Origin of the sequence: Tabrizicola piscis, assembly GCF_003940805.1 — a bacterium.
GTDB classification, from domain to species: domain Bacteria; phylum Pseudomonadota; class Alphaproteobacteria; order Rhodobacterales; family Rhodobacteraceae; genus Tabrizicola; species Tabrizicola piscis.
The window spans coordinates 3,158,528-3,184,627 of record NZ_CP034328.1 but is presented as its reverse complement, the minus strand read 5'-3'; the positions used below and the strand labels follow the sequence as shown (position 1 = coordinate 3,184,627).

25 protein-coding genes are annotated in these 26,100 nt (G+C 65.0%); 13 read left to right on the top strand and 12 right to left on the bottom strand.

The genetic code is table 11. The features are described 5' to 3' along the window. The first annotated feature begins 197 nt into the window (after positions 1-197). From EI545_RS15455 to EI545_RS15445, 3 genes are all read left to right on the top strand, one after another. A complete protein-coding gene (locus EI545_RS15455) occupies positions 198-1,982 on the top strand; it encodes an ABC transporter transmembrane domain-containing protein (RefSeq protein ID WP_164517316.1) in 1,785 nt (594 codons plus the stop codon). A gap of 121 nt (positions 1,983-2,103) precedes the next feature. Next, positions 2,104-3,996, top strand: coding sequence for an acyl-CoA synthetase (locus EI545_RS15450; protein ID WP_125326298.1), 1,893 nt, complete (start codon positions 2,104-2,106; stop codon positions 3,994-3,996). 126 nt (positions 3,997-4,122) lie between these two features. Then, positions 4,123-4,629, top strand: a complete 507-nt coding sequence (locus EI545_RS15445; RefSeq protein WP_164517315.1) for a DUF1176 domain-containing protein — start codon at positions 4,123-4,125, stop codon at positions 4,627-4,629. A 75-nt stretch (positions 4,630-4,704) separates the two neighbouring features. Here EI545_RS15445 and dtd read toward each other — a convergent pair whose 3' ends face one another. The 4 genes from dtd to EI545_RS15425 form a co-directional block, all read right to left on the bottom strand. Further along, positions 4,705-5,148, bottom strand: a complete 444-nt coding sequence (gene dtd / locus EI545_RS15440; protein ID WP_125326296.1) for a D-aminoacyl-tRNA deacylase — start codon at positions 5,146-5,148, stop codon at positions 4,705-4,707. Beyond that, a complete protein-coding gene (locus tag EI545_RS15435) occupies positions 5,145-6,068 on the bottom strand; it encodes a carbohydrate kinase family protein (protein ID WP_125326295.1) in 924 nt (307 codons plus the stop codon). Before EI545_RS15435 ends, dtd begins: the two co-directional genes overlap by 4 nt. Positions 6,069-6,135: 67 nt before the next feature. After that, positions 6,136-7,089 (bottom strand): phosphoribosylaminoimidazolesuccinocarboxamide synthase, encoded by a 954-nt coding sequence (locus tag EI545_RS15430; protein WP_125326294.1) that lies wholly within the window; start codon positions 7,087-7,089, stop codon positions 6,136-6,138. A gap of 30 nt (positions 7,090-7,119) precedes the next feature. Then, a complete protein-coding gene (locus EI545_RS15425; RefSeq protein WP_125326293.1) occupies positions 7,120-7,422 on the bottom strand; it encodes a hypothetical protein in 303 nt (100 codons plus the stop codon). A gap of 134 nt (positions 7,423-7,556) precedes the next feature. On the opposite strand from EI545_RS15425, the gene EI545_RS15420 reads away from it, so the two are divergent. The 3 genes from EI545_RS15420 (at position 7,557) to EI545_RS21390 (ending at position 8,310) form a co-directional block, all read left to right on the top strand. Beyond that, positions 7,557-7,691 carry an entericidin A/B family lipoprotein gene (locus EI545_RS15420; protein WP_125326292.1) on the top strand — a complete coding sequence of 45 codons (135 nt, stop codon included), beginning with the start codon at positions 7,557-7,559 and terminating at the stop codon, positions 7,689-7,691. Positions 7,692-7,861: 170 nt separating this feature from the next. After that, entirely contained in the window at positions 7,862-8,062 is a 201-nt protein-coding gene (locus EI545_RS15415) for a hypothetical protein (protein ID WP_125326291.1), read from the top strand. A 101-nt stretch (positions 8,063-8,163) separates the two neighbouring features. Then, the gene (locus EI545_RS21390; protein ID WP_164517314.1) at positions 8,164-8,310 is read left to right on the top strand and encodes a hypothetical protein; all 147 of its coding nucleotides are present in this window, start codon (positions 8,164-8,166) and stop codon (positions 8,308-8,310) included. A gap of 112 nt (positions 8,311-8,422) precedes the next feature. Here the strand turns inward: EI545_RS21390 and lepA are convergent, their stop codons facing one another. Both lepA and EI545_RS15405 read right to left on the bottom strand, forming a co-directional pair. Beyond that, on the bottom strand, positions 8,423-10,222 hold the full coding sequence (lepA, locus tag EI545_RS15410) for a translation elongation factor 4 (RefSeq protein ID WP_125326290.1): 1,800 nt from the start codon (positions 10,220-10,222) through the stop codon (positions 8,423-8,425). A 138-nt stretch (positions 10,223-10,360) separates the two neighbouring features. Continuing rightward, entirely contained in the window at positions 10,361-11,005 is a 645-nt protein-coding gene (locus EI545_RS15405; RefSeq protein ID WP_125326289.1) for a pyridoxamine 5'-phosphate oxidase family protein, read from the bottom strand. Positions 11,006-11,342: 337 nt separating this feature from the next. On the opposite strand from EI545_RS15405, the gene EI545_RS15400 reads away from it, so the two are divergent. Further along, positions 11,343-11,564, top strand: a complete 222-nt coding sequence (locus tag EI545_RS15400) for a hypothetical protein (RefSeq protein WP_342776547.1) — start codon at positions 11,343-11,345, stop codon at positions 11,562-11,564. 200 nt (positions 11,565-11,764) lie between these two features. On the opposite strand, the gene rpmB is transcribed toward EI545_RS15400, so the two are convergent. The 3 genes from rpmB to EI545_RS15385 form a co-directional block, all read right to left on the bottom strand. Continuing rightward, positions 11,765-12,052 carry a 50S ribosomal protein L28 gene (gene rpmB, locus EI545_RS15395; RefSeq protein ID WP_125326287.1) on the bottom strand — a complete coding sequence of 96 codons (288 nt, stop codon included), beginning with the start codon at positions 12,050-12,052 and terminating at the stop codon, positions 11,765-11,767. A 126-nt stretch (positions 12,053-12,178) separates the two neighbouring features. Next, positions 12,179-13,168 (bottom strand): methylmalonyl Co-A mutase-associated GTPase MeaB, encoded by a 990-nt coding sequence (gene meaB / locus EI545_RS15390; RefSeq protein ID WP_125326286.1) that lies wholly within the window; start codon positions 13,166-13,168, stop codon positions 12,179-12,181. 47 nt (positions 13,169-13,215) lie between these two features. Further along, positions 13,216-14,235 (bottom strand): NADP-dependent oxidoreductase, encoded by a 1,020-nt coding sequence (locus EI545_RS15385; RefSeq protein WP_125326285.1) that lies wholly within the window; start codon positions 14,233-14,235, stop codon positions 13,216-13,218. A 102-nt stretch (positions 14,236-14,337) separates the two neighbouring features. Here EI545_RS15385 and hrpB point away from each other — a divergent pair, with 102 nt between their 5' ends. Together hrpB and EI545_RS15375 are read left to right on the top strand one after the other, a co-directional pair. Further along, on the top strand, positions 14,338-16,872 hold the full coding sequence (hrpB, locus tag EI545_RS15380) for an ATP-dependent helicase HrpB (RefSeq protein WP_125326284.1): 2,535 nt from the start codon (positions 14,338-14,340) through the stop codon (positions 16,870-16,872). A 160-nt stretch (positions 16,873-17,032) separates the two neighbouring features. Next, positions 17,033-18,241 (top strand): MFS transporter, encoded by a 1,209-nt coding sequence (locus tag EI545_RS15375; RefSeq protein ID WP_216842456.1) that lies wholly within the window; start codon positions 17,033-17,035, stop codon positions 18,239-18,241. A 20-nt stretch (positions 18,242-18,261) separates the two neighbouring features. Here EI545_RS15375 and EI545_RS15370 read toward each other — a convergent pair whose 3' ends face one another. Continuing rightward, complete coding sequence (locus tag EI545_RS15370; RefSeq protein ID WP_125326283.1) at positions 18,262-18,756, bottom strand: DUF1993 domain-containing protein; 495 nt, start codon at positions 18,754-18,756, stop codon at positions 18,262-18,264. A gap of 121 nt (positions 18,757-18,877) precedes the next feature. Between EI545_RS15370 and EI545_RS15365 the strand changes: the two genes are divergently transcribed. Next, positions 18,878-19,486, top strand: a complete 609-nt coding sequence (locus EI545_RS15365; RefSeq protein ID WP_125326282.1) for a YdeI/OmpD-associated family protein — start codon at positions 18,878-18,880, stop codon at positions 19,484-19,486. On the opposite strand, the gene argF is transcribed toward EI545_RS15365, so the two are convergent. Beyond that, on the bottom strand, positions 19,483-20,409 hold the full coding sequence (gene argF / locus EI545_RS15360; RefSeq protein WP_125326281.1) for an ornithine carbamoyltransferase: 927 nt from the start codon (positions 20,407-20,409) through the stop codon (positions 19,483-19,485). The genes EI545_RS15365 and argF overlap by 4 nt on opposite strands. Positions 20,410-20,496: 87 nt before the next feature. Then, a complete protein-coding gene (locus EI545_RS15355; protein ID WP_125326280.1) occupies positions 20,497-21,678 on the bottom strand; it encodes an aspartate aminotransferase family protein in 1,182 nt (393 codons plus the stop codon). Positions 21,679-22,000: 322 nt separating this feature from the next. On the opposite strand from EI545_RS15355, the gene EI545_RS15350 reads away from it, so the two are divergent. The 3 genes from EI545_RS15350 (at position 22,001) to EI545_RS15340 (ending at position 26,090) form a co-directional block, all read left to right on the top strand. Continuing rightward, positions 22,001-23,008, top strand: a complete 1,008-nt coding sequence (locus tag EI545_RS15350; RefSeq protein ID WP_125326279.1) for a Hint domain-containing protein — start codon at positions 22,001-22,003, stop codon at positions 23,006-23,008. A 138-nt stretch (positions 23,009-23,146) separates the two neighbouring features. Then, positions 23,147-23,758: a GcrA family cell cycle regulator gene (locus EI545_RS15345; RefSeq protein ID WP_125326278.1), complete on the top strand. Its 612-nt coding sequence runs from the start codon at positions 23,147-23,149 to the stop codon at positions 23,756-23,758. 133 nt (positions 23,759-23,891) lie between these two features. Continuing rightward, positions 23,892-26,090, top strand: coding sequence for a fused MFS/spermidine synthase (locus EI545_RS15340; protein WP_245990087.1), 2,199 nt, complete (start codon positions 23,892-23,894; stop codon positions 26,088-26,090). The last annotated feature ends 10 nt before the right edge of the window (positions 26,091-26,100 follow it).

Genomic DNA, 26,100 nt, shown 5'->3' with positions numbered 1-26,100 from the left:
ACCGTGGCACGCGGCAGTGCCGCGCGAAAGAGGGGGGCCGCGCGAAAGAAGGGTCGCGCAATAGAACGGGCTTGGCCGGCCATCGGTCGCGGAACCGGCTGCGCGGCACTTTGACCACCCGGCACGGTCAGGCGGCGCTTGTGGCCCGGAGCACGCCAGACTAAACCCGAACCGCGAGCGCGAGGGGGACGGGACGCATGTCCGACACGACCACAACGGCCGACGACAGGCCGAAATCGAAACAGGTGGGCGCCCTGCGCGGGCTGGCACCCTTCCTTTGGCCCTATCGTGGTCTGCTTCTGCTGGCCTTGCTTGCCCTTGTGCTGACGGCTTCGGTCAGCCTGATCCTGCCTTTGGCCGTGCGTCGGGTGGTGGACGGGTTCAATTCGGGCGATGCCGCCCTGCTGGACCAATACTTCGGAGCAGCCCTTGTCATTGCCGCCCTCCTCGCCGTGGGGACGGGGCTGCGGTACTATCTGGTGACCCGCCTGGGCGAGCGTGTGGTGGCCGACATCCGCCGCGCCCTGTTTGACCGGGTACTGGGCATGTCGCCCGCGTTCTTTGAACGCATCATGACGGGTGAGGTTCTTAGCCGGATTACCACCGACACCACGCTGATTCTGTCAGTCATCGGATCGTCGGTGTCCGTCGCACTGCGCAATGTGCTGATGCTGTTGGGCGGCTTGGTCATGCTGTTCCTGACCTCGGGCAAGCTGACGGGTCTGGTCTTGCTGATCGTGCCGGCCATCGTCGTGCCGATCATCGTACTGGGCCGGCGCTTGCGGCGGCTGTCGCGGGAAAATCAGGACTGGATCGCGTCCTCCTCCGGCTCCGCCTCGGAAGCGCTAAGTTCGGTGCAAACGGTGCAGGCATTTACCCATGAAGCGGTCACCCGGTCGGCCTTTGCCAATGTGACCGAGAAGTCGTTCTACTCCGCCCGCGCGCGGATCAAGACGCGGGCGGTCATGACGGTGATCGTGATCTTCCTGACCTTTGCCGGAATTGTCGGCGTCCTGTGGATCGGCGCACGCGACGTTCGGCAAGGCGCGATGACCGTGGGCGAGCTGATCCAGTTCGTGATCTATGCGGTCATGGTCGCCGGAGCCGTGGGCGCCTTGTCCGAAATCTGGGGCGAATTGCAGCGCGCAGCAGGGGCGACCGAACGGCTGGTGGAATTGCTGCAAACCGAAGATGCAGTCCGCGACCCCGCCGCCCCGGTGGCCCTGCCCCGCCCCGTTCGCGGCGAGATCACCTTCAAGGACGTGACCTTCCGCTATCCGGCAAGGCCGGAAACCAGTGCGCTGAACGGTGTCAGCCTGCATGTCGCCCCGGGTGAGACGGTGGCGCTGGTCGGCCCCTCGGGTGCTGGCAAGACCACGATCCTGCAGCTTTTGATGCGGTTTTACGATCCGCAATCGGGCCGGATCACGCTGGACGGCATCGACCTTTCCGCCATGACGCGCAGCGATTTCCGGGCCGCCATGGCGATGGTGCCACAAGACCCCGTGATCTTTGCCACCTCAGCGCGCGAAAACATCCGCTTTGGCCGCCCCGATGCGACCGATGCCGAGGTGGAACAGGCCGCAAGGGCCGCGGCGGCGCATGACTTCCTGACCGCCCTGCCGCAAGGCTATGACAGCTATCTGGGCGAACGCGGCGTCATGCTGTCGGGCGGACAGAAGCAGCGGGTGGCAATTGCACGCGCGATCCTGCGCGACGCCCGGATCCTGCTCCTGGATGAGGCGACCAGTGCCCTTGACGCCGAAAGTGAGCGGGCGGTCCAGGCGGCGGTGGAACGGCTGTCGCAAGGGCGGACGACCTTGGTTGTGGCGCACCGTCTGGCCACGGTCAAACGCGCCGACCGGATCGTGGTCTTCGATCACGGCCAGATCGTCGCCATAGGCACGCATGATCAGCTGGTGTCCGAAGATGGGCTCTATGCCCGGCTGGCCCGGCTGCAGTTCACCGACGGGGCGGTCTGATTCGATCCTGACGTTGCGTTGCGTCGCGGTCAGTCCTGACAAACTGACTTCACAAACGCCCCCCACCCCCCATCTTGGCCCGAAGCCCGCGGCAAAAGCAGGCACGATAGGGGAGGATCGGATGAACGCTTTCGCAAATCTTGCGGACCTGAAGGCCATTGAGGCTGAGATGCCTCTGGCAGAGCGTGGACTGCCAAGGTCGATGTATGAGGCGCTGACCCGCACCAAGGCCGCGCATGGCGGGCGTCCGGCGATCAGTTTCCAGATCCTCTCTGGCCCGGAAACCAAAAAGGTGTCCATCACCTGGTCCGAAGTGCATGCCGAGGTGACACGGGCGGCAAATCTGTTCCGGTCGCTCGGCATCGGTGAAAAGGACGTGGTCGCCTATATCATGCCGAATGCGCTGGAAACGGCGATCACGCTGATGGCTGGTGCAGTGGCCGGGATCGTCAACCCGATCAACCCCCTGCTTGAAGCCGAACAGATCAGCGCCATCCTGCGCGAAACGAAGGCCAAGGTGGTGGTCACCGTCAAGGCCTTCCCCAAGACCGACCTGCCGCAAAAGGTGGCCGAGGCGGTGAAGTTCGCCCCCAACGTCAAGACCGTGCTGGAGGTGGACCTTGTCCCTTACCTGTCGGGCCTAAAGAAGCTGATCGTGCCATTGATCCGGCCGAAGAACCCGATCAACCACACCGCCAACGTCAAGGACTTCCGGGCCGAAATGGCGAAGATGCCAGCCGACCGGCTGACCTTTGCCGACACTCTGGAAGACCGCGTGGCCGCCTATTTCCACACGGGCGGCACGACCGGGATGCCAAAGGTCGCGCAGCACAAGATTTCCGGCATGATCTACAACGGCTGGCTGGGCCATCGCCTGCTGTTCAACGAACAGGACTGCGTTATGTGCCCGCTGCCGCTGTTCCACATCTTTGCGGCCTATCCGATCCTGATGTCGATGATCGCCTCGGGCGGGCATGTGGTGTTTCCCACCCCGCAGGGCTATCGCGGTGACGGGGTGTTCGACAACCTGTGGAAGCTGGTCGAACGCTACAAGGTCACCTATCTGATCACCGTCCCGACCGCCCTTTCGGCCCTGATGCAGCGCCCGGTCAATGCCGACATCTCAAGCCTGAAGAACGCCTTTTCGGGTGCCGCCCCCCTGCCGCTGGAGCTGTATCGCCGGTTTGAAAAGGAAACCGGGGTGCAGATCGTCGAAGGCTACGGCCTGACGGAATGCACCTGCCTTGTCGCCGTCAACCCGCCCGGCGGCACCAAGAAGATCGGTTCGGTCGGCCTGCCCTTCCCCTATACCCATGTCCGCATCCTGACCTCGCAAGGTGCGATCGGCTTTCGGGAATGTGACGTGGACGAGGTGGGCGAGATCTGCATCTCGAACCCCGGCGTCTTCGAAGGCTCCACCTACACCGAGCTGGACAAGAACCGCGAGCTTTTTGCCGAAGGCCGCTTCCTGCGCACCGGCGATCTTGGCCGGATTGACTCAGATGGCTACCTCTACATCACCGGCCGCGCAAAGGACCTGATCATCCGCGGCGGCCATAACATCGACCCGGCGATCATCGAAGAAGCGTTGATGGGTCATGAGGCGGTGGCGATGGTCGGGGCCATTGGCCAACCCGATGTTCATGCAGGCGAATTGCCGATTGCCTATGTGGAACTGGTCAAGGGGGCCTCCGCGTCCGTCGATGACCTGATGGCCTACGCCACCCAACACATCCACGAACGCGCCGCCCTGCCGAAGTATATCGAAGTGCTGCCGGAACTGCCGAAAACCGCGGTTGGCAAAGTGTTCAAGCCCGACCTGCGGCGCATGGCGATCATCCGCACCTACGATGCCGCGCTGGCCGAGGCGGGCATCCCGGCCCGGGTGTCAGCCGTGGTCGAAGACAAGAAGCGCGGCCTTGTCGCCCAGCTGGAAAAGTCGGCCCCGATCGAAGATGACGCCGTTGCAGGCATCCTTGGCCAGTTCAACAACCCTTGGGAGTGGGCGGCCTAGACCGGCAACTCTGCCAAGTCTTTCGTGACATGACAGCAAGTTTCATTTGCCTGAATCGGCTTGCGGGGTGAAAACCGCGCAAGGGGATGGTTGATTGGGAATATGAATATGATCTTACGGATGGGAATGGCGGCTGCGTTTGTGGCTGCGACGGTCGGGGCAGCGGCAGCACAGCAATCGGAAGTGCTTTTCTCGCACAAGCATTGGCAGGTCGAGGTTGTCGGCTGGGATGACGGGTCGGTCGGCTGCGTCGCGCAGGTTTCGGCCCCGGGTGAAAGCTTTTCAGTCTGGACCTTCCCGGATGGCGCTGTGCAGCTGCAGTTCTACTCGACCGCGTGGCAGTTCGGCGAAGGCGATACCGCCAATCTGCAGGTCCAGATCGACCGCCGCGCCCCCTGGAACCTGAACAATGCTGAACTTTATCAGAATTCGGTGCTGTTCTTCCTGCCTGATGACAATGCCGGCGTTGACTTCATCGTCGAGGTTGCGCGGGGCAACCGGCTGTATCTGCGGTCGGCCGATGGGTCCGACGTACAGAACTATTCGCTGTCAGGATCACGCGCCTCGATCGACGCGCTGATCGAATGCGGCAACGTGATCGGACGGACCAACCCGGGCAATCCGTTCAACTGACGCAAGGGAATTGCCCCTTTCAACCACATGTCAGGGGCCGTGACAGGCTCCTGAAAATGCCTGTTGAAAGCGCCCTCAGATCCGGTCGGTATCCATCCAGATCGTCACAGGACCGTCGTTCACCAGACTGACCGCCATATCGGCCCCGAATTGGCCATTTGCCACCGGCACGCCTTCGGCTTGCAGGCATGTGCTGAAGTGGTGGTAAAGCCGCTCTCCCACCTCAGGCGGGGCGGCAGTTGAAAATCCCGGGCGGTTGCCGCGCAGGTCAGCCGCCAAGGTGAACTGGCTGATAACCAAAGCGCTGCCGCCGATATCCAGGACCGACAGGTTCATCTTTCCCTGCGCGTCCTTGAAGATCCGCAGCTTGGCGATCTTTGCCGCCAGTTTGGCCGCCACCTCCTCGGTATCGCCGGACATGGCGCAGATCAGGAGCAGAAGGCCCGGCCCGGTTTCGCCGATCAGGTGACCATCCACCCGGACATCGGCACGGGTGACGCGCTGCAGAACTGCCCTCACAGTTCCTTGGCCCAGGGCGGGTTCGCGCCTGCGCGGCTGACGGTGATCGCTGCCGCCCGGCAGCCAAGGCCAAGGGCCGCGTCAAGGGTCGCGTCGGACAAGGCCGCAATCCCGCTTTTCGACAGCACGCCCGCAGCGTCAAGCGACGCCAGAACACCCGCGTTGAACGTGTCTCCCGCGCCGACCGTGTCGACGACCGTCACCTTGGTCGCCGCGACGAACCGGTCCTGCGTTGCCGTCACCGCCCGGGCGCCAGCTGACCCTTCGGTGATGAAAACCACCTTCGGCCCGCGGCCCAGCAGACCCCGGGCCAGTGCCGTTAGGTCACCCTCGCCCTCCAGCCAGTGCAGGTCTTCATCCGACAGCTTCACGATATCGGCGCGGGCGATCATCCGCATGATCCGGGCCCGGTATTCAGCCTCTTTCCCGGCAATGAAGCCCGGTCGGATATTCGGGTCGATCATTGTGACCCGCGTGGCAGCTTCGCGCGCCTGCAGCGCCTCATAGGTACTGGCGGCGGGGTCGTTCACCAGACTGATCCCGCCGAAGAACAGGGTGCTGACCGTGGCAGGCAAGATCGGCAGGTCCGCTTGGGCCAGCATACGACCCGCCGTCGCCTCATCATAGAAGGCATAGGTCGCCTGGCCGTTCACCAGCTTGACGAACGCCACCGTGGTCGGGCGATCAGACCGCGCAAGATGGCGGATGTCGACGTTTGACGCCACAAGGGTATCTGCCAGAATCTCGCCCAGCATGTCGTTGGAAACGCCCGAAAAGAACGCGGAGTCCGCCCCCAGCCTGCCAAGGGCGATGGCGGTGTTGAACACCGCCCCGCCGGCATAGGGGGCAAAACACGCCTCACCTTCGGTTGAGGTGCGCGGCAGCATGTCGATCAACGCCTCGCCACAGCTGAGAATCATGGTCTACCTCCCCCGAAATGTGCCGCGACCTGGGCCCGCCTTACGTTAGCGCAAACATCCGCGGCTGTCAGGCCACGAAAAACCCTGCCAGATTGCCCCGCACCCGGTCCAGCGGCGTTTCACCGCTGGCATCGGGAACAAACTTCTCGCCGGTGATCGCCTCATAAGCCTCGATATAGACCTGTGCGGTCTTTTCGATCATGTCCTGCGGGATTTCCGGCACGGGGTCCTTGTACGGATCGCAGCGCGCCACGACCCAGGCACGGATCACATCCTTGTCGAAACTGGGCGGTCGGGCACCGTCGCGCAACGCCGCCTCATACCCGTCGGCGCGCCAGTAGCGGCTGCTGTCTGGCGTGTGAATCTCATCCGCCAGCAGAATGGTGCCGTCTGCATCGATGCCGAATTCATACTTGGTATCGACAAGGATCAACCCGCGCTTTGCCGCCATCTTCTGGCCCCGCGCGAACAGGGCAAGCGCTTTGGCGCTGACCTCATCCCATTGCACGGCGGTCAGCAGACCGTTGCTGAGGATGTCAGCCGCCGTCAGCGGTTCATCATGGCCCCCGTCAAAGGCCTTCGACGTGGGGGTGATGATTGCACTTGGCAGGGCCTGATTATCGCGCAGACCATCGGGAAGGTGGTGACCGTACATCTGCCGCACGCCCTTGCGGTATTGCGGCAGGATCGAGGTCGAGGTGGTGCCGGCAAGATAGCCCCGCACGACAATCTCCACCGGCAGGATGGTCAGCTTGCGGCCAAGGACGACGTTTGGATCAGGGTAGCCAAGCACATGGTTCGCGGCGATATCCGCCGTCTTTTCAAACCAGTAGCGAGCGAGTTGGGTCAGGACCTGACCCTTCCAGGGGATGACGGCAAGGATCTGGTCGAAGGCGGACAGCCGATCAGTCGTGATCAGAAGTCTGGTATTGTTTTCAAGATCATAGCAATCCCGTACTTTGCCGAAATACGGGTTCGGCAGTTCGGGAATGCGGGCATGGGGCAAGGTGCGCTGGATCATGGGGGTTTGTTCCGCCTTCCCCGCCGCAAGTCAAGGGCACTGAAGGCTGCCGCGCATCTCACCACTGTCGCCTTGCAAGGACGCATCCCTTAGTTTGCACCCGGTGACCTTGGGGATCAGTTCAATCATCGTGGCGCGGATTTCCTGATGTTCGCCACGTCTGGCATGACCAAGGCGAATGACCTCCACCCGCTCATCCTTCTGGAATACCGTATACTCCCGGCCATTGACGGTGATATCGGTGCGGGTCGCCCCAAAGAATTCGGGCGCGGGCGACGCGCCACAAGCGGCAAGGGTGACGGCCGCAACGGCAAGGGTGATGGCATGCTTCATCCGTCTAGTCTGGCCAGATTTGGTTAATCCGGAGTTAAAGTCACACAGCCCCGAGGAACGCCAGTCTTCCAACAGATGGAACCGGATGCCGGGTGGGGCGTTATGGAACGCATTCCCTTGAAAGGACCTCTCCCATGACCCGAACGCTTGCCCTTCTTGCCCTGGTCGCCCTGGCCGCTTGCGAAACCGTCGAAGGCGCTGGCCGCGACATTCAGACCGCCGGCGAGGTGATCACCGACGAAGCGCAGGACGTGCAATCCGGGAACTGATCCGACCCTCTGCGCAAGCCTGCACCTCGGTCAGACCGGCGGCGGAAATCTGCCGGTTTGACCGCACATCGTGGGAGGAGAGCAGCCGATGGTTCACCCCCGCTCCCTTTCCCCGATGCGCCTCTCGGACCGAGGCGGCAGGATATGTTTCGCAACAAAGGAGACATCTTATGAAGACCGTAAAGATCGCTGGCCTGTTGACCTGCGCCTTGGCCCTGTCGGGCTGCCTGAACACGGACACTGAACGCGGCCTTGCCGGTGCAGCCGGTGGTGCCGTGATCGCCGATGCGACCGGTGGCAGCGCCCTGACCGGCGCCCTGATCGGCGGCGCAGCTGGCGTGTTCTGCGATGACGCGGGCATCTGCCGCTAACCCCTGAACCTGCCGTTCAGGCCGGAATGGGTGGAAGCACCGGCCCGCCATTGCTGAAACCCATGCCCGGCCCGTCGCCGCGCAGACAAAGGATTACCCCGATGCAGAAGATCGTCCGGAAGGCCCTTGTGGCCGTCATCACCGTCGCCACCCTATCCGCTTGCGCCCCCCTCCTGATCGGCGGCGGCGTCGCCGTGGTCGCCGATGAGGCGGTGGAGCAGGATCAAGGCGGGGACGGGCTGTTTTAAGCGACCTGTTGCGGGCGGGAGAGGTGGGTTGGCACCCACCCTACGCTTGGATCGCAGGCAGTATTGTCGAGCCAGACCAGCCCTCTACCGGTTCGAGTGAGGTCTGAACCCCTCAGCTATCCATCTTCAGCGCTGCGATGAACGCCTCCTGCGGGATTTCCACCTTCCCGAACTGGCGCATCTTCTTCTTGCCGGCCTTCTGCTTTTCCAACAGCTTCTTCTTCCGCGTCGCATCGCCGCCGTAGCACTTTGCGGTCACGTCCTTGCGCATCGCTGACAAGGTCTCACGCGCGATCACGCGGCCGCCGATAGCCGCCTGAATCGGGATCTTGAACATGTGGCGGGGGATCAGGTCCTTCAGCTTTTCAACCATCGACCGGCCCCGGGCCTCAGCCCGGTCGCGGTGGACCATCATCGACAGGGCGTCAACGGGTTCGTCGTTCACCAGGATCGACATCTTGACCAGATGATCCTCGCGATACTCCGAGATCTGGTAGTCGAACGACGCATAGCCCTTGGTCACCGATTTCAGCCGGTCGTAGAAGTCGAACACCACTTCGGCCAGGGGCAGGTCGTATTCCACCATCGCGCGGGTGCCGGCGTAGGTCAGGTTCGACTGGATGCCGCGGCGGTCTTGGCAGAGTTTCAGGATATCGCCAAGATATTCGTCCGGCACCATGATCGTCGCCTTGATCCGCGGCTCTTCGATATGGTCGACATAGGTCAGGTCAGGCATGTCGGCGGGGTTGTGAAGGTCGATGACCTCTCCGCTTTTCATGTAAAGCTTGAAGACCACGGAGGGCGCTGTGGTGATCAGGTCAAGATCATATTCCCGCTCCAGCCGGTCGCGGATGACTTCAAGGTGCAGAAGGCCCAAGAAACCGCAGCGGAAGCCAAAGCCAAGCGCGGCGGAGGTTTCCATTTCGGTGGAGAACGACGCGTCGTTGAGCGACAGCTTCTCGATCGCGTCGCGCAGGGCTTCGAAGTCGTTGGCGTCGACCGGGAAGAGGCCGCAGAACACCACCGGGACCGAAGGTTTGAAGCCCGGCAGCGGCGCGTCGCAGCTGCGGCGTTCGTGGGTGATCGTATCGCCGACCTTGGTGTCGCGGACCTGCTTGATCGAGGCGGTGAAAATGCCGATCTCACCCGGGCCAAGTTCCGCAATGTCGACCATCTGGGGCTTCAGCACGGCCAGTTTGTCGATCCCGTAGACCGCATTGGTCTGCATCATCCGGACCCGGTCGCCCTTCTTCATCACGCCGTCCATGATCCGCACCATGACGACGACGCCCAGGTAGGCATCATACCAGCTGTCAACCAGCATCGCCTTCAGGGGCGCGTTGCGGTCGCCCTTGGGGGCAGGCAGGCGGGTGACGATGGCTTCAAGCACGTCGGGGATGCCAAGGCCGGTCTTGGCCGAGATTTCGATGGCATCCGAGGCGTCAAGACCGATCACGTCTTCGATGTTCTGCTTGACCCGCTCCGGCTCCGCCGCCGGAAGGTCGATCTTGTTCAGGACCGGCACGATTTCATGCCCCGCATCCAGCGCCTGATAGACGTTGGCCAGTGTCTGCGCCTCAACCCCCTGGGACGCGTCGACCACCAGAAGCGAGCCTTCGACGGCGCGCATCGACCGCGACACCTCATAGGCAAAGTCGACATGGCCGGGGGTGTCGATCAGGTTCAGGATGTAGGTCTTGCCATCCTTGGCCGGATATTCGATCCGCACCGTGTTGGCCTTGATCGTGATGCCACGTTCGCGTTCGATGTCCATCGAGTCCAGCATCTGCGCCTTCATGTCGCGCGCAGCCACCGTCCCGGTCAACTGAATGAGCCGGTCGGCGAGGGTGGATTTACCGTGGTCAATGTGGGCCACGATGGAGAAGTTGCGGATCTGGGAAAGCTCGGTCATGACGCGGCATATAGCTGACGCTGCGGGGGCCGGGAAGGGCTTATGGATCAGGAGTTTTCCGCAAGCTGCAGGTCGGGGTCCGGCGAGTGCGATATGCCCTTCCGCTCCGCCTGTCCCGAACCGTGAAAGAACCTGCCGTTAGCCGATGCGAAAGCGGCTGGCATGGGGCGGAACCGCGATGCCGGGCGCAAGGTCGGGGGCCGGTTCCGGCTTGCCCACCGTCAGGCGGATCGGCAGCACGCCCGCCCATATCGGATGACTGCGGTCTTCGGGCGGATCCTGGGGCGGGCCAGCCGAGATTTTGGCCGAGGCTTCCGTCAGGGGCAGCGACAGGATGCGGGTGGCCTTCAACTCTTGCGCCGTCATCGGGCGCAGCTGATCCCAGCGCCCGGGGAACATCTGTTCCATCATGGCGCGCAGATGGGCGGTCTTGGCTGCGACGCCGTCCACCACCTCGGCCTGGCCAAAGACCATGACCGACCGATAGTTCACCGAATGCTCCAGACCTGACCGGGCCAGAACCATGCCATCGGTCAGCGTGACCGTCACGCAGACCTGAGCGGCCGCCGCGTTCTTCTGCATCCGGCTGGCTGATGAGCCGTGCCAGTAGATCCGGTCGCCCTCCCGCCACTGCAAGGTCGGAATGACAACTGGAAAGCCATCAACGACATGACCCACATGGGCCACCGGGCAGGCATCCAGAATCGCGTCGATCACCGCGCGGTCGTAGGCGGCCTTTTCGTGCAGGCGGCGGACACGGCTGCGCGGGCTTGGGGCTGACATGGCATCCTCACGTTTTCGTTCAGTCTAGGCCGGACCGACGCCAAGGCAAACCCGCATCACTGGCTGCACCACCGTATCTGGTGGCGCGGCACGGGCTGGCCCGCCAGTTCTAGCGGAACATCGCTGATCCATGGCAACTGCCCGTAGTGGCTTGAAAAAATGCTGCCGAATCGGCATCATCCGTGGCAGAAAAATGACCGGAAGGGTTGGGTGGTCGCTATTGCCCCCCGGACCGGCAATGAGGCAGATGATGATGAAATCCTTGACGCTCGCGGCAATTCTCGCTGTTTGTCTTCCCGTTGGGCTGGCCGTTGCCGGACCGATTTCGAAGGCCTGCATGGCTTCGGACCGGGGGGCGGGCAAGCGGACACTTTGCACCTGCATCCAGCAAGCTGCAGATGCCACCCTGTCCGGATCGGATCAGCGCCGGGCGGCCAAGTTCTTCCGCGACCCGGAAAACGCGCATGCGACCTGGGTGTCGCAATCGGCCAGCGACGATGCCTTCTGGGAACGGTACAAGAGCTTTGGCGCAACGGCCGAAGCCTACTGCGCCGGCTAAGACTTACCCGACCCGCGTCAGGCAGGCGATTTCTTCAAAGAAATCGCGCCGGAGCCTTTGAAGGCGCCGATCCGGAATTCTCGAAAATTCCGGTTCCCCCGAACCAGCGGTCCCGAACTTTCAATCAATGCCCCCAGCGAAATGCGAAAGGCCCGGCTTTCACGCGAAAGCCGGGCCTTTCAAATCTGGTCTGCAAAAGGTCAGGCGGAGGCCTGTGCCTTTGCGATGTCTTTCTTGATCTTCTGAGCTGCCGTCGACAGCTCTTCATCCTTTGCCTTGGCAAGGTAAGCGTCAAGACCGCCACGGTGGTCGACCGAGCGCAGCGCAGCAGCCGAAACGCGCAGCTTGAACGACTGGCCCAGCACGTCCGAGATCAAGGTGACGTCGTTCAGGTTCGGAAGGAACCGGCGGCGGGATTTGTTGTTGGCATGGCTGACCGTATTGCCCGACATCGGGCCCTTGCCGGAGAGTTCGCAGACGCGCGACATTGCGGTGTTCCTTCGATTCGTCAAAAACGGGGGAAGGCGGGGAATCCCCAGCCCTCGAAAGCGATTGCGGGCAGATACGGGGAAAGCGGGCCAGCGTCAAGCGCCAAGGGTGCGCAATCTGCCGGACTAGCCGCGCCCCATGGCGCGCAACATCTCGGCCGCCGCCGCCTCAGGGGTAATCTCGCCCGTGGCGACGCGGTCAGCATAGCCTGCCATCAAGCCGCGCTGTGGCTCGTGGCGCAGGGCGGCCAGCAGCCCCTGGCGAACCTCTTCCTCGAACCAGTGGCGGGACTGGGTGGCGCGGGTCCGGGTCCAGTGGCTGTGCGTCTTGCGCCACTCGGCCAGCGTCTGCATCTCGGCCCAGGCTTGTTCCAACCCCTCTTCCGCAAGGGCCGAGACTGGCAGCGCCTTCGGGAATCCGGCCGGGTCTTGCGGGCGGCGGCGCAAAAGCTGCAGCGCGCCGGAATAGTCGGCCACAGTGCGCATGGCGGCGGGTTTCAGGTCGCCGTCGGCCTTGTTGACAAAGATCAGATCGGCCATCTCCATGATCCCGCGCTTGACGCCTTGCAGTTCATCCCCGCCAGCCGGGGCAAGGAGGAGGAGGAAGAGGTCGGAAATCTGGGCGACCACGGTTTCCGATTGCCCGACACCAACCGTTTCGATCAGCACCACGTCAAAGCCAGCCGCCTCGCACAGGGCTACGGCTTCGCGGCTGCGGCGGGCGACGCCGCCAAGCTGGGTCTGGCTGGGCGAGGGGCGGATGAAAGCGTTCGGGTCGCGCGACAGACGCTCCATCCGGGTCTTGTCACCAAGGATCGACCCGCCTGACCTGGCCGAGGACGGGTCAACCGCAAGCACCGCAACCTTCAAGCCCTGCGCGGTCAGCATCAGGCCGAACGCCTCGATAAACGTGGATTTGCCGACCCCGGGGGTACCGGAAAGCCCGATGCGCAGCGCCTGACGGCCGGAAGCGGCCAGGGTTCCAAGCAGCGTCAGCGCTTGCGCCCGGTGATCGGCCCGCGCGCTTTCGACCAGCGTAATGGCACGCGCCAGCGCGCGGCGATCCCCGGAAAGGATGCCTTTGGCAGTGGCGGCAAGGTCGATAGGTTGGGCCATACCGCCTTTGTGGCAAGTCTTGCGGGCGGTGGAAAGGGGCCTGCGTCTCAGTCTGCCAGCTTGACCAGCGTCTTGCCGAAGTTCCGCCCCTCCAGCATGCCGATGAAGGCGGAAACCATGTCGTCAAGGCCGTGGGCCACGTCCTCACGGCTGCGGACCTTGCCGGTGGAAAGCCAGTTTGACATGGTGGCAAGGAATTCCGGTCGGTCGGCAGCGAATTCGCTGACGATGAAGCCGCGGACGGTCAGGCTGCGGGTCAGGATCAGGCGCATCAGCGCGGGCAACTGGTCGGGGCCTGGGGGTGGTGTGGTGGCGTTGTAGCTGGCAATCGTGCCGCAGACAGGCACCCGCGCGAAAGGGTTCAGCAGTGGCAAGGCGGCATGCAGGATATCGCCGCCGGTCAGCTCGAAATACACGTCGATCCCGTCCGGACAGGCGGCGGCCAGGCGGGCGCCAAGGTCGGGGACGTGGCGATCAAGGCAGGCGTCAAAGCCAAGCTCCTCGGTCGCATGGCGGCATTTCTCTGGCCCGCCTGCCACGCCGACCACCCGCGCGCCGGCCAGCTTGGCGATCTGGCCAACCAGCGCCCCGACTGCGCCGGTAGCGGCACCGACGACCAGCGTTTCGCCGGGTTGCGGTTTGCCGATGTGCTTGAGGCCCGCATAGGCAGTCAGCCCCGGCATCCCAAGCACCCCAAGCGCGGCCTGCACCGGGCCAATAGCGGGGTCCAGCCTTTGGCAATCGCTGGCCTTGCGCACTGCGTGATCCCGCCAGACATCATGGACCAGCACCACATCGCCGGCCGTCAGTCCCGGATCGTTCGACTGCAGGACCCGCGCCACGGCTTCGCTGGGCGGGGCGTCGCCAAGGGCGGTTGGGGCGGCGTAGGACCGCGCCTCGGACATGCGGCCGCGCATGTAGGGGTCAAGCGACAGCCACAGCATTTGCAGCAGAACCTCGCCCGCGGCGGGGTCCGGCAGGGGCAGGCTGGCAATCCGGAAGTCGGAAGGCTTGGGTGCCCCGACCGGGCGGGCGACAAGCTGGATAGTGCGCGCGATCTGGGTCATGACGGGGCCTTTCGTCAGGGGTGGGGGCGCAGTATGCGCGCGATGGGTCTGGGGGTCGAGGGGCGGCTTGCGCTGGACCCGGCCAAGTTGCGATAAGGCGCCATGCGTGACCCCCTGCCCATCGACGCCGCCCTGCCCGCCTTGCGGGATGCCTTGGGCGCGCGGGGCATGGCCGTCTTGCAGGCCCCACCCGGCGCGGGCAAGACCACGGTCGTGCCGCTGGACCTCTTGGCGCATGGCATCACACCGGGGCGCATCCTGATGCTGGAGCCCCGCCGCCTTGCCGCCCGTGCCGCCGCCGAACGGATGGCCGAGACTTTGGGCGAACCTGTCGGCAAGACTGTGGGCTATCGCATCCGGGGCGAGGCGAAGGTGTCGGCCACAACCCGGATCGAGGTCGTGACCGAAGGCATCCTGACCCGGATGATCCAGAACGACCCAGAACTGGCCGGCGTCGGGCTGGTGATCTTTGACGAATTTCACGAACGGTCCCTGAACGCCGATCTTGGCCTCGCGCTTTGTCTTGAGGTGCGGGGCGCGCTGCGCCCGGACCTGCAGCTTCTGGTCATGTCCGCCACGCTTGATGCGGCACCGGTGGCCGTGCTGATGGGGGACGCGCCGGTCGTCACCTCGGACGGGCGGGCCTTTCCGGTCGAGACGCGCTGGCTGCCCCGGCCCGCCGATACCAGCCTGCGGCTGGAGGCGGTCGTGGCGGGTGCCGTGCGGCAGGCGGTAGAGGAGACCGAGGGCGGTATCCTCGTGTTCCTGCCGGGTGAGGGTGAAATCCGTCTGGTGGAGGGGATGCTGTCCGGCCTTCAGGGCTGCGCGATCCGCCCGCTCTTTGGCGCGATGGACTTTGCCGCCCAGCGCGCGGCCTTGACACCAGTGGCAGGGCGCAAGGTAGTGCTGGCGACCTCGATCGCGGAAACCTCGCTGACCTTGCCCGATATCAGGGTGGTGATCGACGCGGGCCGCGCGCGGCGGGCGCGGTTTGACCCGAACTCGGGCATGTCGCGGCTGGTGACCGAACGGGTGACGAAGGCCGAGGCGGATCAGCGCCGGGGCCGTGCCGGGCGGGTTTCGGCGGGCGTCTGCTACCGGCTTTGGACCAAGGGCGAAGAAGGCGGGCTTGCACCCTTCCCCCCGGCCGAGATCGAGGTGGCGGACCTTGCCGGGCTGGCGCTGGAACTGGCTCTGTGGGGCGGTGCCGACCTGCCGTTCCTGACGCCCCCGCCCGCCGGACCGATGGCCGAGGCGCGGGCGCTGCTGCAAGGCTTGGGCGCGCTGGACGCGAAGGGCCACATCACCGCGCATGGACGCAGGTTGGCGGCCCTGCCCTTGCACCCCCGGCTGGGGCATATGCTGTCCGTCGCAGGCCCCGAAGCCGCGACATTGGCCGCCCTTCTGGCCGAACGTGACCCGCTGCGCGGCGCGCCCCCCGACCTTGGCTTGCGGATGCAGGCAATCAAGCGCCCCGGACCGGAGGCGCATCGCCCAACCATCGAGCGGATCAAGGAGGAGGCGCGGCGGCTGGCGGCTTCCATGCGCGCCGAGCGAGCGCCCCCTCCCCCATCCCCTCCCCATGAGGGGAAGGGGGGGCGCAGGATGACCAGCGCCGAGGCTGCCGGTGACGTCGCCCCCCTCCCCCCTCGTGGGGGAGGGATGGGGAGGGGGGGCACCCCGACAGGCCTCTCGCTGGCCGAAATGGCGGCGCTGGCGTACCCCGACCGGATCGGCCTGCGCCGCAAGGGCGAAGCGCCGCGCTGGGTGCTGTCGGGGGGCAAGGGCGCGGCGATGGCGGCGGGCCTCCCCCTATCCGGCGCGCGGCTGATCGTGGCAACCGATCTGGATGGCGACACGCGTGAGGCGACGATCCGGCAAGCGGTGGCCATCTCCGAGGCCGAAGTGCGGGGCCTTTATGCCGACCGCATCCAATGGGAAGACGTCTGCGACTGGTCGCGCCGCGAGGGAAAGGTGCTTGCCCGGCGGCAGGAACGGCTGGGCGCGCTGGTGTTGGACGACCGCGCCTGGACCGCGCCGCCCGAACGGGTGGCCCGCGCGGCACTGGACGGCATCCGCCAGCTGGGCCTGCCCTGGACCGCCGCCGCCCGCCGCCTGCGGGCGCGGGCCCGGCTTGCGCGGGCCGAGGGCTGGCCGGGGGTCGAGGACGCCGATCTGCTGGCCACCGCCGAAGACTGGCTGCTGCCGCATCTGACTGGGGTCAAGACCGAAGCCGACCTCCGCGCCCTCGACCTGACCCCCGCCTTGCAGGGCCTTCTGGGCTGGGACCGGCTGACCGAAATGGACCGGCTGGCCCCCGGCAGTTTCGAAACCCCCCTCGGGCGCAAGATCCACATCGACTATGACGGCGACGCCCCGGCCATTTCGGTGCGCTTGCAGGAAATGTTCGGGGTGACGGTGCATCCGGTCGTCGGCGCGGCGCGGATGCCGGTCAGGGTCACGCTGCTGTCGCCCGCGCAGGCGCCAGTGCAGGTGACGACGGACCTGCCCCGGTTCTGGGCGACCTCCTACGCCGATGTAAGGAAGGACATGCGCGGCGCCTATCCGCGCCACCCCTGGCCCGAGGACCCGACCGTGGCGGAACCGACGCTCAGAGCCAAACCGCGCGGGACGTGAGAGGCGCAAAAGTTTTCGAAAACTTTTGCAAAATCCTTCGAAGGATTTTGGCCCCCCGCCCGGCGGCATCTTTCAATTCTGCAACAGGAGTTGACCAGCCGCCCCTTTCGCCCGTCCGCAGGCCGGCCTATGACAAGCGCTAACAGTCTAGGGGCAGAACATGCAGGTTGACATGCAGGCAGCGCAGCGGGCGCGGTGGGCGGTGGCGGCCATGTTCATGGCGAACGGGTTCGTCATGGGGGCCTGGGCGCCGCAGATCCCGCTCTTGATGCCACGCCATCAGGTGACGGAATCCGTTCTGGGCCTGTTGATTCTGGTCCTCGGGATCGGGGCGGTGTCGGCCATGCTGTTTGCCGGCAAACTGATCGCGCGCTTTGGCGGGCGGGCGGTGCTTTCGGTGTTCTCGCTCGCGTTGATCCCGGTGCTGCCGATGGTGGTCTTTTCGCCCAACCTTTGGGTCCTCGCGCTGTTCATGGCGGTCTTCGGCGCGATGGCCGGCTGCATGGACGTGGCGATGAACGCGCAAGCCGTCGAGATCGAGCGCAAGCTTGGCCGGGCGATCATGTCCTCGTCCCACGGGTTCTGGAGCCTGGGGGGCTTTTTCGGCGGCTCGGCGGGCAGTTTTGTCATCGCCTCTTGGGGGTCTGAGGTGCAGTCGCTGCTGACGGCAGCCGTGGTGGCCATGCTGGTGGTCTCGGCGATGCCCTTCCTGTTGCCGGCCGAGCCTGCCAGCCCGACGGGGGCTGATGCTGCGATGCAGTCGGGCGGCAAGGCGCCGAAGCTTTTCCCGCGCGATTTCCATGTCTGGCTTCTGGGCTTTCTGGCGCTGTTCGCCATGGTGCCGGAAGGCGCGGTGCTGGATTGGGCGGCGATCTATCTGCAAAAGGAACTTGGGTCGGATGTGTTCGTGTCCGGCCTTGGGTTTGCGTTCTTTGCTGGCGCGATGGCGATCATGCGCTTTGCGGGTGACAGCGTGCGCAACCGGTTTGGCGCGATCCAGACGCTGCGCATTTCTGGCCTTCTGGGCGCGGCCGGGATGATGGGGGGCGCGCTGGCCCCCTATGACTGGGTGGCGATCACCAGCTTTGCGCTGGCGGGCCTTGGCATCGCGAACATGGTGCCGATCCTGTTTTCCGCCGCCGGAAACCATCCGCGCCTGCCATCGGCCAGTGCGATTTCCATCGTAACCATGGTCGGCTACTGCGGGATCCTTGTAGCGCCATCCTCGATCGGGTTCATCGCCGAGCATATGGGCTTTCGGCCCACCTATGCCGGGCTGTCGCTCTTGCTGGTCGTCGTGGCACTGCTGGCGACGCAGGCTGCGGATGCCGATGGCGCCCGCCGCCTGCCCGAGGCACAGCCGGCCTAAGCGGAAGGTAGCGGCTGCCGCTACCTCGCGCCCATGTAATCCAGCTTGCCAAGCTCGACCCCGTTGTGACGCAGCACATCGTAGGCCGTGGTCAGGTGGAAGAAGAACTGCGGCAGCGCGTAAAATGACAAGAAGTCTTCGCCCGACAGGGTCATGTCCTGGCCACCCGCCTTGAAGGTGATCTTGCGGTCTGGTGCATGCGTGAAGTCTTCCGCCTGAAATCCCGCAATATAGCCGCGCGCGGCGGCGATGCGGTCCTGCAGTTCGGCGAAGGTTGTCTCGGTGTCGGCAAAGGCCTTGGGGTCGTGCCCCGCCAGCCGCGCCGCGCCCCGTGCGGCAAAATCGCAGGTCAACTGGACCTGCCTGACCAGCGGGAACATGTCCGGGAACAGCCGTGCTGACAGGATCACCTCGGGCTTGATGCCCTTCGCTGTGCAATGTGCCTCGGCCTTGTGCAGGATCTGCGCAAGGGCGGCAAGGAAACGGTCAAAGACAGCGACGGATCGACGGTGCATGGGATGCGTCCTTTGGGGAAAGTTCGCCGCGACCCTAGCTGGCAGAACCGCGCAGGTCGAGGGGGCCAAAAGCGAAGGGCCAACTCTGGCGGAACCACCGGCGCGCGCTACGCTTTCGCCCATGATCCAGACCGACCGCTTCCAGATGATCGAGGCCGCTGACGCCGCCACCTTGTGGCACTGGCTGCAGGCGCATCATGCGCAAGCGGAGTCGGTCTGGCTGGTCACCTGGCTGAAACGGCCGGGCGCGCCCTATCTGTCGCGCGATGACGTGCTGGACGCGCTGATCGCCTGGGGCTGGATCGACGGCATCCGTCGCGCGCAAGGCTATGGTGGCGAAGAGGGGGGCGGCGCAGAGGGGCCGGGCGAGGGGCGGACGATGCAACTGATCTCGCCCCGCCGCCATCAGCGCTGGACAGCGACCTACCGGGCACGGGCAGAGCGGCTGATTGCCGAAGGGCGCATGGCAGACCCCGGGCTCGCGGCCATTGCCGCGGCCAAGGCGGCGGGAACCTGGGACGCTGACCCAGAGGTCGATGCCCTGGTCATCCCCGAGGATCTGGCGACCGCGCTTGGGGTGGCAGCGGCGACCTTTGCCGGCTTCGCCCCAAGCCACCGCCGCAACGTGCTGCGCTGGATCGCCGGGGCCAAGACCGCACCGACCCGGGCAAAGCGGATCGCCACCGTGGCCGCGCTTGCCCGTGAGGGCAAGCGCGTGCCGCAGTTCTAGACGCCAAGGCACCAGCGCATGACGGCCTTTTGCGCATGCAGGCGGTTCTCGGCCTCGTCGAAGATCACCGAATGCGGGCCATCCATGACGGCACTGGTCGCCTCGTCATTGCGATGCGCGGGAAGGCAATGCATGAAAAGCGCGTCTGGCTTGGCGCGGGTCATCAGCTGTTCGTTCACCTGATAGGGGCGAAGCTGGTTGTGGCGGCGTTCCTTGGCCGATTCCGGGTCGTGCATCGAGACCCAGGTGTCGGTGACGACAAGATCAGCGCCCTCCACCGCTGTGAAGGGGTCGCGCTGGATGGTGATCTTGCTGCCCTTTTCCCGCGCGAAGGCCACGAACTTGTCTTCCGGGTCAAGGGTTTCGGGCCCGGTAAAGGTGAAGTCAAAGCCGAACTGCCCGGCCGCATGCAGAAAGCTGCCGCAAACGTTGTTGCCGTCGCCGCACCAGACCACCTTCTTGCCGGCGATCGGGCCACGGTGTTCCTCATAGGTCATGACATCGGCCATGATCTGGCAGGGATGCGTGCGATTGGTCAGCCCGTTGATGACGGGGACGGTGGCATGCTCTGCCATCTCCAGCAGGGTCGCCTCCTCGAACGTGCGGATCATGATCAGATCGACATAGCGCGACAGGACCCGCGCGGTGTCGGCAATCGTCTCGCCGTGGCCAAGCTGCATTTCCTTGCCGGAAAGGACCATGGTTTCCCCGCCCAACTGGCGCACACCCACGTCAAAGGAAACGCGGGTGCGGGTCGAGGGCTTTTCGAAGATCAGCGCGACCATGCGACCTTTCAGCGGGGTCTCGTCATCGGGCGATCCCTTTGGCCGCCCATTGCGGGCGGCCTTCATCGCCTGCGCGGTGTCGATCATGGCCCGCAGCGCAGCGGGATCGGTCTTGTGGATATCCAGGAAGTGTTTCATTTCGTTCCGCTTTTTTGCATCGGTGGCACCGGGGGTTTCACACCCCCGGACCCCCGTGGAGTATTTGGGTAAAGAGCAAATGCATGGTCAGGCTGCGAGCTCGCCAACGGCGCTTGCGGCCTGGTCAAGCCGGGACAGCGCTTCGGCGATGTCAGCGTCGGGGATATTCAGCGCTGGAAGCAGGCGCAGCACATTGTCGGCAGCCGCAACGGTAAGCACACCGGCGCCATGGCCAGCCTTGACCAGATCCGCCGGTGCGGGCTTGCACTTCAGGCCCAGCATCAGCCCTTCGCCCCGGACGCCCTCGAATACCTTGGGGTGGCGGGCAACCAGGCTTTCCAGTCCCTGCCGGAACAGCGCGCCCTTGCGGGCCACCTCGGCCAGGAAGGCGGGATCCGAAATGATTTCGGTCACCTTCGCCCCGACAGCGCAGCCCAGCGGGTTGCCGCCATAGGTTGACCCGTGGGTGCCCGCCGTCATCCCCATGGCTGCGCGTTCGGTGGCAAGGACGGCCCCCAGCGGGAAGCCACCGCCGATGCCCTTGGCGACCATCATGATGTCGGGGGTGATGCCCGACCATTCATGCGCGAACAGGCGGCCGGTGCGACCCATGCCGCATTGCACCTCGTCGAAGATCAAGAGCGTGCCCGTCGCATCGCACAGGTCGCGCAGTCCCTTCAGACACTGGTCGGGGACCGTGCGGATGCCGCCTTCGCCCTGGATCGGTTCGATCATCACGGCGCAGGTCCGGTCGGTGATGGCCGCGCGGATCGCATCATGGTCGGCCCATTTCAGATGGGTGAAGCCCGGCATCAGCGGCCCGAAGCCCTTGACCATCTTTTCCGACCCCGCCGCCGCGATGGCGCCGGTGGACCGCCCGTGGAACGCGCCTTCGAAAGCGATGATCTCAACCCGGTCGGGCTGGCCGTTGTCGTAGTGGAACTTGCGCGCCATCTTGATCGCAAGCTCGGCCGTTTCGGTGCCAGAGTTGGTGAAAAACACCGTGTCGGCGAAGGTTTCGGCCACCAGAAGGTCGGCCAGCCGCTGCTGTTCGGGGATCGTGTAGACGTTGGACACATGCCAGACCTTCGCCGCCTGATCGGTCAGCGCCTGCACCAGCGCCGGGTGGGCATGGCCCAGCGCGTTCACGGCAATCCCGGCACCAAGGTCAAGATATCGGCGCCCGTCGTCGGCCACCAGCCAGCTGCCTTCGCCCCGGACAAAAGCCAGCGGCGCGCGGTTGTAGGTCGGCAGAACGGTCGGGATCATGGGAATGGTCCTTGAATGGTCAGGTCAATGGGTGCCTGAGGGCTGCAGTTTAGTCAACGAGGGGAAGGGGCGCCCTTGCAAGGGCACGACGGACAGGACGCAGGGCGTCAGACGCGGCAGCGTCGGCGCAGGGCGGGGAAAAGGCGGGTCCGGTCGATCATCAGACGGGAATAGCCCGGCCTTGACTGTCGGTAAAGTGGAAATAAGCCGGCGACCACGATGGCAGGACAAATCTTCTCGAATTGTCGAAAACTTTGTGCGAAACGTCGCCGCAATTGTTGGGGTGGTTTTCTAGGCCATGCCGGGGCCCTGGGGAACAGGCATGGCGACGTACCAGATCAGCTTCTTCGCGCTGGGCCCGGATGGGGCGACGGGGGCTTTTGCAGTGCCCGAACCCAAGGGACTGCGCTTTGCGCTTGCTTCGGTCGACGTCGGTGCGGTTCTGGTCGAGGATGGGCCGGGGGGCCCCGATGATCCCGTGGTGGCACCAGACAGCCCGCTTGGCCGTGCCGGGCAGGCGGTTGAACTTGGGCTGCAGATCACCGCGATCTCTGACGAGGCCGGTCCGCGCATGCTGCGGTTTCATGTGCTGAAACTCGACGGCGTGGCGGTGGGGCTGATCGGGGCCGACGTGCCGCCGTCCGGCGTCTGGCTTCTGGTGACGGGCACCGAACCGCCGGGCGACCCTGCGACGCTCAGGTCACTTGCCGATGACAGCCTGCCGCAGCCGGTCAGCAGCAGGCCCCGCAAGACGCTGTTCGCCTTTACCCCCGGCACGCGGATTGACACGCCACAGGGCGCCCGTCTGGTCGAGGATCTGGCCCCGGGCGATCTGGTGTCGACGCTGGACAACGGCTCGCAACCCGTGCGCTGGGTGGGCAGCCGCTGGGTTTCCCCCGCCGAAATGCAGCTGCGTGAGGATTTGCGGCCCGTTCATCTTGACGCAGGGGCGTTCGGCAATCCGGCTCCTCTTGTGGTGTCACCCCGGCACCGGATCTTGCTGAACGACTGGCGGGCGCAGGTCTATTTCGGTGAGGACGAGGTGTTGATCCCAGCCCAGGCCTTGATCAACGGTGCCTCTGTGCGCCAGATCCTGCCGGACAGTGGCGTCACCTACATCCACCTGCTGTTCGACCGGCATGAGGTGATTATCGCTGAAGGTACGCTGTCGGAAAGCTTCCATCCGGGCGAGACCGGCCTTGGCGCACTGGACACCGCCCAGCGCCAGGAGATCGGGGCGCTTTTCCCCGGTCAGGCGCTGGAACGGCGGCGGGCGGCCTTTGCGATCGTGCGGATGGCCGAGGCGCGCGCCTTGCGCCTGCCGGGCTGAAGGGGGCAATGTCAGACCCCGTGCATCGCCATGCGTGGCGTGGGAATCCCGGCCTTGCACCGATAATTTCGCCTGCCCTTGCGGCCCCCTGCCCCACCCGGATACAATGCACGGGAATTGTGACAGCCGGAGAGCAAGATGTCCTGGACCGACGAGCGCGTCGAGACGCTCAAGCGTATGTGGGGCGAGGGTCAGTCGGCCAGCCAGATCGCCAAGGAATTGGGCGGGGTCACCCGCAATGCCGTGATCGGCAAGGTGCATCGGCTGGGCCTGTCGAACCGCGTCGGCGGCAAGGATGAGGAAGAAGATACCTCCGCATCCGCCCCTGCGCCAGTTGCGGCGACAGCATCGCGCCCCGAGCCTGCCCCACCGCGGCCTGAACCCGCCGCCCCCCGCGCCGAACCGCCGCGTCCCGCGGCCCCCCCGGCAGCGGCGGCACCCGCATCGAACGTGACGCCCCTGCCCTTGCGCAAGGCGATCATCCCCGCAGGCCAGCCCCTGCCGCCGCAGCCATCCTTGAACGAGATCAGCCCCGAAGCGCTCGCGTCAGTCCGCGAGGTGGAAAAGCGCGCCAAGCGGCTGACGCTGATGGAACTGACCGAACGCACCTGCAAATGGCCGATCGGCGACCCAGCGACGGATGACTTCTGGTTCTGCGGCCTGCCCAGCCTGCCCGGCAAACCCTATTGCGAGGCGCATGTCGGCGTGGCCTTCCAGCCGATGAGCGCCCGGCGCGACCGCCGCCGCTAAGTCCCACGCAAGACCTGACGCAAGGCCACTAAAACGCGTGATCAGCAATGGTCGCGCGTTTTGCGTCATTTATGCTCAGTTTCGCCACATTTCCCATCATTGTTGCCGATACGGCATCGATGGAGCAGCAGGCATGACGCAATCGGCGGATATGGTCGTTTCCCGGCAACGTGGCGGGCTGATGGTGCTCCTGTTCACCGTAACGATTTTCACCAGTGCGCTTTTGCTGTTTTTCGTCCAGCCGCTCTATACCCGGATGGTCCTGCCGCAGATCGGCGGCGCGGCGGCGGTCTGGACCACGGCGATGCTGTTCTTCCAGACAGTTCTGATCGGCGGATATCTATATGCGCATCTGATGAACCGCCATCTGCCGGTCAACCTGCAGATCGTGGTGCATATTGCTTTGGTATTGCTCGCACTCACCGCCCTGCCGCTGGCGGTGCCGGACAGCTGGGCCTATGACCCGGCCCAACCGGTCGTCACCCAGACGCTGTGGCTTTATGCCCTTGGCGTGGGCCTGCCCTTTGCCGTCCTGTCCGCCAACGCCCCGCTGATCCAGTCATGGTATCGGCGCAGCGGCGGGCCAAGCGCCGATGACCCCTACTTCCTTTACGCCGCCAGCAACCTTGGGTCGCTGGTGGCCCTTCTGGCCTTTCCCTTGGTGGCCGAGCCGTTGTTCGGCGTCTCGGCCATTTCGGTCGGCTGGTCTGTGGGCTTCGTCATCCTCGGGCCGATGCTGCTGCTGTCGGGCCTTGCCGCGCGCGGGTCGGCCATGCCCGACCTGCCCGCAAGCCCGACCACACTCCCGCCCACTGATCGCATCACACCGCAGCAACTGGCGCTGTGGGCATTCCTGGCCTTCCTGCCGTCGTCCCTCATGCTGTGCGTGACAACGAAGATCAGCACCGACCTTGGGTCCTTCCCGCTGGTCTGGGTCATCCCGCTGGCGCTTTATCTGCTGACCTTCGTGCTGGTCTTTTCCGTCAAATCACCCCTGACCGCCGGGCGGCTGCAGCTGGTCTTGCCATTTGCGCTGATCACCCTGATCTACTTCACCTTCAAGCCCGCCGGCACGCTGACCGGCTTCGCCGCCATGCTGGTGGCCTTCTTCATCATCGCGCTGGCCGCGCACCGGATCCTGTTCGACGCCCGCCCCGACGCGCGCCACCTGACCGTGTTCTACCTGACCATGTCGATCGGTGGCGCCCTTGGCGGTGTCTTCAACTCGATCGTAGCCCCCATCGTCTTTGACCGGCTGACGGAATACCCGGTGACTGTTGGCCTGTGCATCTTCCTGCTGCTGGCCGAACGCAGCCGCAACCTGCCGCGGGAACTGGCCATGGGGCTGGTGCTGTCGCTGTTCCTGTTGCTGCCGCTTCTCGACTTCGTGCCCGTCGTCCGCGACCTGACGGTCGATCAGCGCGTGATCGCGATGCTCCTGCTGCTCGCCCTGGCCTATCTGCTGCTCTACCGTCAGCGGCTGGTCCCGGTCATGGCCGCGATCAGTGTCATGGGCATCTGGGGCGTTTTCGGACGGGAAGACGCCGTGCTTTATGACCGCAGCTTCTTTGGACTGCACATCGTTGCCGACGATGAGGGCCTGCGCCGATATTCAAACGGCACCACGATCCATGGCGCCCAGTGGCTGAACGAACGTGGGCAACGCCCGACGCCGCTGTACTACTATCACCCCAACGGCCCGCTGGCGCAGGCGCTTGCCACCCCCCGCGCGGCAAGCGCAAAAGAGATTGGCGTCATCGGCCTCGGGATCGGTGCCATGACCTGCTACAGCCGCCCGGACCAGGACTGGCACTTTTACGAGATCGACCAGAAGGTCGTGGACATCGCCCGCGATCCCGACCTTTTCGACTTCATGGCGCAATGCGGCCAGGACGTTCAGCTTCACCTTGGCGATGCCCGCATCGTGCTGCAGGGCCAGACCGACCAGAAATACGACATCCTCGTGATCGACGCCTACAGTTCCGACGCGATCCCGGTCCATCTGGCCACGCTGGAGGCGGCACAGCTTTACATGGACCGCCTGAACGACGGCGGCCTCTTGCTGTTCCACATCTCGAACCGGTTTTACGACCTGTCCCTGCCGCTGTCCGGCCTTGCGCAGGAACTGGGGCTTGAGGCGCGGATCTGGAATCGTGGCTCCAGCGACACGCCCTTTGCCGAAGGCGATACCGCGTCCGCCGTGGTGGCCTTGGCGCGCAGCTCCGAAGCGCTGGGAGAGTTGGCAACAGACCCGCGCTGGGTGCCGCTCGGCGCACCACAGATCCCGTTCTGGACCGACGATCACGCCGACCTGCTCAGCGCCCTGCGCTAGGCCGGTCCCG

What these genes read in the sequence shown, in the direction of transcription:
- EI545_RS15450 (WP_125326298.1), top strand. Translation starts at nt 2,104, where the DNA reads ATGAACGCTTTCGCAAATCTTGCGGACCTGAAGGCCATTGAGGCTGAG.
- hrpB (WP_125326284.1), top strand. Translation starts at nt 14,338, where the DNA reads ATGCGTGACCCCCTGCCCATCGACGCCGCCCTGCCCGCCTTGCGGGAT.
- EI545_RS15445 (WP_164517315.1), top strand. Translation starts at nt 4,123, where the DNA reads ATGGCGGCTGCGTTTGTGGCTGCGACGGTCGGGGCAGCGGCAGCACAG.
- EI545_RS15400 (WP_342776547.1), top strand. Translation starts at nt 11,343, where the DNA reads ATGGCTTCGGACCGGGGGGCGGGCAAGCGGACACTTTGCACCTGCATC.
- EI545_RS15415 (WP_125326291.1), top strand. Translation starts at nt 7,862, where the DNA reads ATGAAGACCGTAAAGATCGCTGGCCTGTTGACCTGCGCCTTGGCCCTG.
- EI545_RS15365 (WP_125326282.1), top strand. Translation starts at nt 18,878, where the DNA reads ATGATCCAGACCGACCGCTTCCAGATGATCGAGGCCGCTGACGCCGCC.
- argF (WP_125326281.1), bottom strand. Translation starts at nt 20,409, where the DNA reads ATGAAACACTTCCTGGATATCCACAAGACCGATCCCGCTGCGCTGCGG.
- EI545_RS15405 (WP_125326289.1), bottom strand. Translation starts at nt 11,005, where the DNA reads ATGTCAGCCCCAAGCCCGCGCAGCCGTGTCCGCCGCCTGCACGAAAAG.
- EI545_RS15345 (WP_125326278.1), top strand. Translation starts at nt 23,147, where the DNA reads ATGTCCTGGACCGACGAGCGCGTCGAGACGCTCAAGCGTATGTGGGGC.
- EI545_RS15370 (WP_125326283.1), bottom strand. Translation starts at nt 18,756, where the DNA reads ATGCACCGTCGATCCGTCGCTGTCTTTGACCGTTTCCTTGCCGCCCTT.
- EI545_RS15385 (WP_125326285.1), bottom strand. Translation starts at nt 14,235, where the DNA reads ATGACCCAGATCGCGCGCACTATCCAGCTTGTCGCCCGCCCGGTCGGG.
- lepA (WP_125326290.1), bottom strand. Translation starts at nt 10,222, where the DNA reads ATGACCGAGCTTTCCCAGATCCGCAACTTCTCCATCGTGGCCCACATT.
- EI545_RS15375 (WP_216842456.1), top strand. Translation starts at nt 17,033, where the DNA reads ATGCAGGTTGACATGCAGGCAGCGCAGCGGGCGCGGTGGGCGGTGGCG.
- EI545_RS15350 (WP_125326279.1), top strand. Translation starts at nt 22,001, where the DNA reads ATGGCGACGTACCAGATCAGCTTCTTCGCGCTGGGCCCGGATGGGGCG.
- meaB (WP_125326286.1), bottom strand. Translation starts at nt 13,168, where the DNA reads ATGGCCCAACCTATCGACCTTGCCGCCACTGCCAAAGGCATCCTTTCC.
- EI545_RS15430 (WP_125326294.1), bottom strand. Translation starts at nt 7,089, where the DNA reads ATGATCCAGCGCACCTTGCCCCATGCCCGCATTCCCGAACTGCCGAAC.
- EI545_RS15455 (WP_164517316.1), top strand. Translation starts at nt 198, where the DNA reads ATGTCCGACACGACCACAACGGCCGACGACAGGCCGAAATCGAAACAG.
- EI545_RS15425 (WP_125326293.1), bottom strand. Translation starts at nt 7,422, where the DNA reads ATGAAGCATGCCATCACCCTTGCCGTTGCGGCCGTCACCCTTGCCGCT.
- EI545_RS15420 (WP_125326292.1), top strand. Translation starts at nt 7,557, where the DNA reads ATGACCCGAACGCTTGCCCTTCTTGCCCTGGTCGCCCTGGCCGCTTGC.
- EI545_RS15435 (WP_125326295.1), bottom strand. Translation starts at nt 6,068, where the DNA reads ATGATTCTCAGCTGTGGCGAGGCGTTGATCGACATGCTGCCGCGCACC.
- EI545_RS15355 (WP_125326280.1), bottom strand. Translation starts at nt 21,678, where the DNA reads ATGATCCCGACCGTTCTGCCGACCTACAACCGCGCGCCGCTGGCTTTT.
- EI545_RS15340 (WP_245990087.1), top strand. Translation starts at nt 23,892, where the DNA reads ATGACGCAATCGGCGGATATGGTCGTTTCCCGGCAACGTGGCGGGCTG.
- rpmB (WP_125326287.1), bottom strand. Translation starts at nt 12,052, where the DNA reads ATGTCGCGCGTCTGCGAACTCTCCGGCAAGGGCCCGATGTCGGGCAAT.
- EI545_RS21390 (WP_164517314.1), top strand. Translation starts at nt 8,164, where the DNA reads ATGCAGAAGATCGTCCGGAAGGCCCTTGTGGCCGTCATCACCGTCGCC.